The 7,339-nt window shown below is 71.3% G+C and carries 7 protein-coding genes; 4 read left to right on the top strand and 3 right to left on the bottom strand.

Features of this window, described 5'->3' with window-relative positions; genetic code table 11:
• The first annotated feature begins 59 nt into the window (after positions 1–59).
• From AB0M79_RS21375 to AB0M79_RS21365, 3 genes are read left to right on the top strand one after another with little or no spacing between them, the layout of a single operon-like run.
• On the top strand, positions 60–1,040 hold the full coding sequence (locus tag AB0M79_RS21375) for a GSCFA domain-containing protein (RefSeq protein ID WP_364216311.1): 981 nt from the start codon (positions 60–62) through the stop codon (positions 1,038–1,040).
• Positions 1,003–1,698, top strand: a complete 696-nt coding sequence (locus AB0M79_RS21370; RefSeq protein ID WP_364216308.1) for a hypothetical protein — start codon at positions 1,003–1,005, stop codon at positions 1,696–1,698. Before AB0M79_RS21375 ends, AB0M79_RS21370 begins: the two co-directional genes overlap by 38 nt.
• A 26-nt stretch (positions 1,699–1,724) precedes the next feature.
• On the top strand, positions 1,725–2,600 hold the full coding sequence (locus AB0M79_RS21365) for a TauD/TfdA family dioxygenase (RefSeq protein WP_364216305.1): 876 nt from the start codon (positions 1,725–1,727) through the stop codon (positions 2,598–2,600).
• A 2-nt stretch (positions 2,601–2,602) separates the two neighbouring features.
• On the opposite strand, the gene AB0M79_RS21360 is transcribed toward AB0M79_RS21365, so the two are convergent.
• Positions 2,603–3,718: a hypothetical protein gene (locus AB0M79_RS21360; protein WP_364216302.1), complete on the bottom strand. Its 1,116-nt coding sequence runs from the start codon at positions 3,716–3,718 to the stop codon at positions 2,603–2,605.
• A 134-nt stretch (positions 3,719–3,852) separates the two neighbouring features.
• On the bottom strand, positions 3,853–4,911 hold the full coding sequence (locus AB0M79_RS21355; RefSeq protein WP_364216298.1) for an FAD-dependent monooxygenase: 1,059 nt from the start codon (positions 4,909–4,911) through the stop codon (positions 3,853–3,855).
• Between the two features lie 375 nt (positions 4,912–5,286).
• Here AB0M79_RS21355 and AB0M79_RS21350 point away from each other — a divergent pair, with 375 nt between their 5' ends.
• Complete coding sequence (locus AB0M79_RS21350; protein WP_364216295.1) at positions 5,287–6,459, top strand: hypothetical protein; 1,173 nt, start codon at positions 5,287–5,289, stop codon at positions 6,457–6,459.
• 86 nt (positions 6,460–6,545) lie between these two features.
• Here AB0M79_RS21350 and AB0M79_RS21345 read toward each other — a convergent pair whose 3' ends face one another.
• Entirely contained in the window at positions 6,546–7,313 is a 768-nt protein-coding gene (locus tag AB0M79_RS21345; RefSeq protein ID WP_364216292.1) for an FCD domain-containing protein, read from the bottom strand.
• Positions 7,314–7,339 lie beyond the last annotated feature (26 nt).

Here is a 7,339-nt window from a genome sequence, read left to right as displayed (position 1 = left end):
ACCCGTACCGGTCGTTGCCGCCACGGTCCTTTTGGCGCACCGCCGTGGCCGAGCCGGACATGCTGGACATCGGGGACCTGTGGACGCCGAAGTTCGTGGTCGACCCGGACGACCCGGTCCTCACCGCCGGTTCGTGCTTCGCCCGCCACATCGGACCCGCGCTGCTGGACTACGGGATGAACTGGCGCGAGGTGGAGTTGCCGCCGCCGGGGCTGACCGGGGACGAGCGCCGGGCCCGCCAGTACGGCCAGTTCTCGTTCCGAACCGGCAACATCTACACGGCCGCCATGCTGCGGCAGTGGCTGGCCTGGGCACTGGACGACGTGGCGGCGCCCGACGAGGTCTGGAACGAGGACGCGGCGTTCTTCGACCCGTACCGGCCGTCCGTCGAACCCGCCGGCCACGCGTCGGCGGAGGCGGTGCTGGCCGCCCGGCGGGTCACGCTGGCGGCTATCCGGGTCGCGGTCGCCGAGGCGGGCTGCCTCATCTTCACCCTGGGGCTGACCGAGGCGTGGCGGGACCGGCCCACCGGGACCGTGTTCCCGGTCTGCCCCGGCACGGTCCGTGGCACGTTCGACGCCGACCGGCACGAGTTCCGCAACTTCACCGTCGCCGACGTGCACGCCGACCTGTCGGCCGCCGTCGCGCTGGCCCGGGCCGTCAACCCCCGGCTGACCGTCCTGCTGACGGTGTCGCCGGTGCCACTGACGGCGACCGCGACCGGAGAGCACGCACTGGTCGCCACTACCTATTCGAAGTCGGTGCTGCGGGCCGCCGCCGGCCAGTTGGCGCGGGAACACGACCACGTCGACTACTTCCCGTCGTACGAGATCATCACCGGTTTCCCGTTCCGGGGGGTCTTCTTCGAGCCGAACCTGCGTTCGGTGACGCCGTCGGGTGTCGACTTCGTCATGCGCCACTTCTTCGCCGGGCTCGAGGGGCGATCCGCCGGGACCCGACCGGTCGGCCCGACCGGGACCAGTGACGGGGGTGACCTGCTCTGTGACGACGCCGTCCTCGACTACTACAACGCCGGCTAGGTTCCTGCTCCTCGGCGACTCGCACGCCGGGCCGATCGGCCGGGCGGCGAAGGCGGCCGGGCTGCCGTTCGTCGGCGGCCCGATCGGCTCCGGGCGCGACTTCAACGCCGACTTCTTCGACGTACGCGCCGACGGTCTGGTTTTCCGCGACGCCGAGGTCGAAAAGCTCTACCGGGGTTTTCTCACCGACCTGGCCGTGGCCGACATCGGCCAGCTCACGATCCCGCTGGTGTCGACGTTCGGGCTGAGCGCCCACTTCTTCGCCACCACCGAGAACTGGCACGTCTACCGGTCCGGTGACGGCGGGTTCCCGGCGGGTTTCCTGTCCAGCCGGCTGTTCGACGACATCGTGCGCGCGATGGCGCGCGACGCGCTGGTCTTCTACCGGCACGCCGTCGACCTGGGGCTACGGGTCCTCGCGGTGCTGCCGCCACAACGGGTGCCGGGCATGGCCGACCGGGCGGTCTTCATGGCGGCGCAGGAGACCATGCGGCGCGCGCTCGTCGACCTGGGAGTCGAGATCGTCGACCTGCGCGCCCGGGTCACCGACGCGACCGGCCTGCAACGCGCCGCGCTGTGCGAGCCCGACGACCCGATCCACGGCAACCTCGCCTTCGGCCGGCTGATCGTGGCCGACCTGCTCGCCCGGGGGCTGTGAAACAACCGATCCACGAGGGGAAAGAGATGGACAACCACGTACTGGCCGCCGTCGAGCGGCTGACGACCCGGCCGCAGGAGCACTACGACACGTTCACCGCCCGGCCGCTGTCGCCGGTCATCGGCGCGGAGATCTCCGGCCTCGACCTGTCCACCGAACTGGACGACAAGCAGCTCGCCGAGATCAAGCAGGCCTTCCTCACCCACCACGTGCTGGTCTTCCGTGACCAGGTCCTGTCGGCCGAGGACCACAAGCGGTTCGCCGGCTACTTCGGCGATCTGCGGTTGCAGCCGCTCGCCGACGTCGACGGCGGGGACCCGGCCATCCTGGAGATCAGCGCCGACAAGGACTCGCAGTTCGTGGCGGGCGAGGACTGGCACACCGACGGCACCGCCGACGCCGAACCGTCGCTGGGTTCGATGCTCTACGTCACCAGGACGCCGGAGATCGGCAGCGGCGGCGACACCCTGTGGGCCAACATGCACCTGGCGTACGAGATGTTGTCCCCGTCGATGCGGTCGTTCCTCGACGGGCTGACCGCGATCCACGACGGCCTGATCCCGTGGCAGGGCTACACCCCGCCGCCGGAGTACGTGGTGCCCAAGAGCGAGCACCCGGTCGTCGTACGGCACCCCGAGACCGGGCGCAAGCTGCTCTTCGTCAACGCCGGCTTCACGTCGCACATCGTGCAGCTGGCGCGGCACGAGAGCCGGGCGCTGCTCGACATGCTCTTCAACCACGTCGCCGGCCAGCCGATCCTGAGCTGCCGGGTCCGTTGGACGCCGAACACGCTGGTGTTCTGGGACAACCGCTGCACCCAGCACCACGCGGTGTGGGACTACTACCCGCACTCGCGCTACGGCCAGCGGGTCACCGTCAACGGCACCCGGCCGACCGCGTAGCGCTAGCGCAGGACGTTGGCGACGTGTCCGCCGGGCTGGATGTTGGGGGCCTGGAACGAGAGCGTGGTGGCGTTCCACGGCTCGGGATAAGGACCCACCGGGGGAGTCGGCTTCGGGATGCGGATCTGCCACGCCGTGCCGTTGCCGCACCAGTCGCCGTCGAGGTGGTCGCCGTGGATGGTGGTGGCGACCGGCTTTCCGGGGATGGCGACGCCGGCCGCGGTGGCCGCGGTCGGCTCGTGCCAGGTTCCGGCGACGTTCGAGGTGGCCCGGACGGCACCGTCGTGGCCGGCGAACACCACGATGGTCGGGCCGCCGGTGAACTGGGCCACGGCGAGGTGTGCCCCGGCCGGTGCGGCCCCGGTGCCGGCGACGGCGACCGGCGCCCACGGGTCCGGCAACGGGCCGCCGGTCAGCCTCACCGGCCAGATCTGTCCGTCGAGCCCGGTGACGAACCCGGCCGCGGCGGAGGTGGCGGCGAGCCCGCCGCCGGGGGTGGCGAAGTTCGGTGGGCTGGCCGGGGCGGTCGTCCAGGTGCCGGTGCCGCTGGACCGGACCACGCGGAGTGCGCCGTCGGTGCCGACGAACGCGACGCCGGGGGTGGTGCCGGGGATGGCGGCGACCACCGCGCCGGGTGGAGCGATGCCGGCCGCGGTGACCTGCTGCGGCCCGGCCGGGGCAGTGCTCCGGTACGACCTGTTGAAGACGGCGCCGTTGCGGGCGACGAAGAAGACGTCCAGGCCGGCGGCGGCTATCGGGGCTCCGGGCGGGGCCATGCCGTAGGGGCCCTCGATGGAGACGCCGGGCCCTCCGGCGCCGCCCGAAACGGTCCGTGACGCGACGAGACCGCCGTGCACGCCGATCGCGAACGCCGTGATGCCGCCACTGGCGAACCGGATGGTGGCGACGCCGGCACCGGGCGGCGCGAACAGGTCACCGTGCACCACGGCCGGTGTGCCGCCGGTGGACTTGTAGAGCAGGCCGTTCGCGCCGGCCGTGAACGCCTCGACCTGGTTGTCGGCGTACGCCGGTGAGGTGCCGATCGGCACGGCCGTGAGGATCAGCGCGGCGCCGACCGCGGCCGCGGCGCGCCGGTATCCGGCGCGGATCTGCGTCATGAGTGCCCCCTTCGGGTGGTGGAACCGGTAGGGACAGACTCGCCGGGCGACCGCCGATTAGATAGAAATAAGTCGATCGACTTCGGGTATCGGCAATTCCCGCGCGCTCCCGACCGGCGCGGCTCCTCGGCCGCCTATCCGGGGGCGACGATCTGCTCGGTGTAGGCCCAGTCGTCCTCGAGAGCCGCGTCCCGCTCCTCGGTCAGGCCGGTGAGGTCGGCCGCCCCGACCCGCCCGGCGGCCGCGACCCGGTCCCGCAGGATCCGGGCGGTGACCAGGGCGGCCCGGGTGCCCTGGGCGGTGACCGGATCCAGGTGGTAGCCGGCGTCGCCGACCAGGCACCAGCCCGGTCCACTCATCGGCCGGCGCAGCATCCGCATCCGGCCGGCGCCGCCGACCGACGTGGCCCGCCGCCCGGCCTCGACAGCCGGCCCGACGTGCGGATCCGCGCGCACCATCCGGTCGTACATCCGCGCCGGATGCTCGCCGGCCTCGTCGATCAGGCTCTGGTGCAGGTCCAGGGCGACACACCACTGCTTGTCGCCGCAGGGGGTCGAGATGAGGACACTGCGGTCCTGCAACGAGAAGTACGAGCGATCGGTCGGCAGCGGCAGGTTCTCGTAGTAGGCGAGCAGGGCGAACCACGGCGAGTCGACGACCCGGTAGGCCGCCGCACCGACCCGCTCGGCGTTGCGCGACAGCCGGCCGTCGGCGAGCACCAGCAGGTCACAGGTGATCTCGCGGTCGACCCCGGCATGCCGGACGGTCACCCCGCGCACCCCGCCGGCGTCGAGCGCGATGTCGCGCAGCTGGGCCGGCCGCAGGACGGTGACGTTGCCACGGCCACGGGCCGCGGCGAGCAGCGCCGGGTCCAGCACCTCACGGGAAACACTCATCCGGTACGAGTACTCGTCCTCCAGCGGATACACCCGCTCGACGACCTCGTCGCCGACCCGGTAGGTGTCGCCGTACGTGCGCGGGGCGCCGCAGGCCAGAACGGTGTCGAGGAGTCCGAGTTCGGCCCAGGCGAGGTTGCCGGTCCGGTCCCAGGTGGACTGTTGCGGCCAGAACGCGGTGGGGCGAGACGCGTCCACGACGAGGATCTTCTCCGTGTACGGGGCGAGTGCCCACGCGGTGGCCGCACCGGCGATCCGGCCGCCGGCGACGACGAGGTCCCAGTGGCCGGCGATCATGGCAGGACCGGCCCGGCGCCGTGGCGTTCCGGGGGTCGCTGGCTGCCATCGCTCGACACGGCTCAGTGTCCCACCCCGAACTGGCCTGGGGAAAGGGCGACCACGAAGGCCGCGATCACGCCCGCGGCGCACCACCATGTTGATTTTGGACATATACGCTCCGATCAAGATCGGGACAATCGCCCTCCACGACAACCGCGAATACATGCGAAAGAATCACTACGCAGAGTGACTTTGCGTTGTCGAAGCGGAACACTCCGAAGCTGTGGTGGCCAGTCGGCCGCCGCGATTCCGTTGTAGGAGGCCGCACAGATGATCGGATCACAGCCCTCGAGCAGGCGCGCGATTCTGCATCGTGCACTTGTCGCCACAGGCGTGGCGGTGCTTGTCGCCGCGTCGCTCACCAGCCCGACATCGGCGGCATCAGCCGTCGACGCCAAGCCCGTCCCGACCGGCGCCGTACCCGGTGGGTTCGCCACCTGGTCGGAACTGATCGAGGTCCAGACCCGCCTCAACGCCGCCGCCGACAAGGTGGAGGCGGCGAAGAACGCCGGCTTCGCCGGGCTCGTGGCCGCTCCGGAGAACCGCGAGCTGCGGGTCTACTGGAAGGGTGACGCCGGAACTGAGGTGCGTTCGCTGATCGCCGACCTGAACCACGACGTACCGGTGAGGTTGCTGCCGGCCCGGTTCTCCGAGGCCGAGCTGGCGAACGCGGCCCGCGGGCTCACCACCGTGCCGAACGTCGTCAACGCCATCCCGAAGGTCGACGGAAGCGGCATCCAGCTCACCGTCAGCGGCGGAGACAGCGCAAGAGCCGGCGCGGCGCGTGCGGTACGCGACTCCACCGTCCCGGTCACCGTCGTGGCCGGCGAGAAGCCCGTCGCCACCTACAACCGGCAGGCCGACGTCCCCTTGTACGTCGGTGGCAGTCGGTTCCGGACGCCGATCGGCGAGTGCACCACCGGCTTCGCGATCTTCCTGGGACCCAACTCGGCGATGCTCACCGCCGGACACTGCGGCGAGAACGGTCAGAGTGCCTACACCGGCGCGGGCGTCTGGTTGGGCAGCATCCACAGCAAGGACACCTGCCAGGACACCATGATCATCGGCGGCGCCTATTCGGCAGGCAGGGTCTACACCGGCGACCCCTACTCGAACAACCGTGTGGCGGTCGGTGGCGTCGTCCCCAACCGCGTCGGCAACTGGGTCACCACCAGCGGAGCCACCAGCGGCGAGCGCAACAGCGTCCAGATCACCGCGACCGGCCTGTTGACCACCATCGCCGGCATCCCGTGCGCCATGGTCGGGCCACTGATCCAGGCCCGCCACACCGGCGGACAGTGCGCGGTCGCTCCCGGCGACAGCGGCGGCCCGGTGGTCGCCTACCGCACCGACGGCAAGGTGAACGCTCTCGGCACCATCACCGCCGGCTCGGACCCCGTCCCGGACAGCGCCTGCCCCGGCACCCTCCACACCCCGGGCTACAACTACGTGTACTACAGCCAGATCCCCATCACGGTGAGGGGTACCAACCTGATCTTTGCCTGACCCCGACGGACGCACCGGGCCTGTCGGCACCGCCGACCGGCAGGCCCGTCGGGCGGGCCGTACGCGTTCCCGACCGGGCGCCGCTGTCAGAAGGGGTGCCGCCCGGTGGCGCCTTCCTGCTCCCACATCGAGGCCATCTCGTCGAACGCCTGCTCCATGAGCTGCACCATGGCCCGGCGGGCGCCGTCCCCGTCCCGGCGTTGGATCGCCTGCGCCACGTCGGCGTGCAACTGGAGCGCCTGCTCGTGCGGCTGGTGTGGCATGAGGTGGTGGTGGTGGCGCCCGGCGAGCACCTCGGCCACGAGGTCCTGCAGCTTGACGAACATCTCGTTGCCGGAGGCGCGCAGCACCCGGTGATGGAACTCGATGTCGAGGCCCAGGAAGCGGTCCTCGTCGCCGGCCTTGCCGGCGGCCCACATCTTGGCGGCGAGGCCGACCAGGTCGCTGGCGTCGTCGTGGCTGACGCGGTGGGCGGCGAGCCAGGCGGCGTGCGGTTCCACGGCCGTACGTAGCTCGGTGATGGAGCGGAGTTGGGCGATGCGTCCGGCCGAGGCGAGTCGCCAGCGGATCACCTGGGGATCGAAGACGTTCCAGTGACCGGCCGGGCGGATCATGACGCCGACCCGCCGACGGGTCTCGATGAAGCCCATCGACGCGAGCACCCGGAGCACTTCGCGGATCACCGAGCGGGACACCGCGTAGCGGTCGACCAGGTCATCGATGTTGAGCACTGCCCCGGGGGCCAGGTCGCCGCCGCAGATGGCGGTGCCGAGGTGGTCGAGGACGCGTCCGTGCAGGCCGGCCTCGGTGGGAGCGGTCTGGGTGGGAGCGACCCCCGAGGACGGCAGATTCACGCGTCAGAGCATATCAGTCAGGTCTC

The organism is Polymorphospora sp. NPDC051019 (assembly GCF_040683055.1).
GTDB classification, from domain to species: domain Bacteria; phylum Actinomycetota; class Actinomycetes; order Mycobacteriales; family Micromonosporaceae; genus Polymorphospora; species Polymorphospora lycopeni.
Note: the sequence above shows the minus strand (reverse complement) of the source record. Positions and strands in the feature narration are given on the sequence as shown.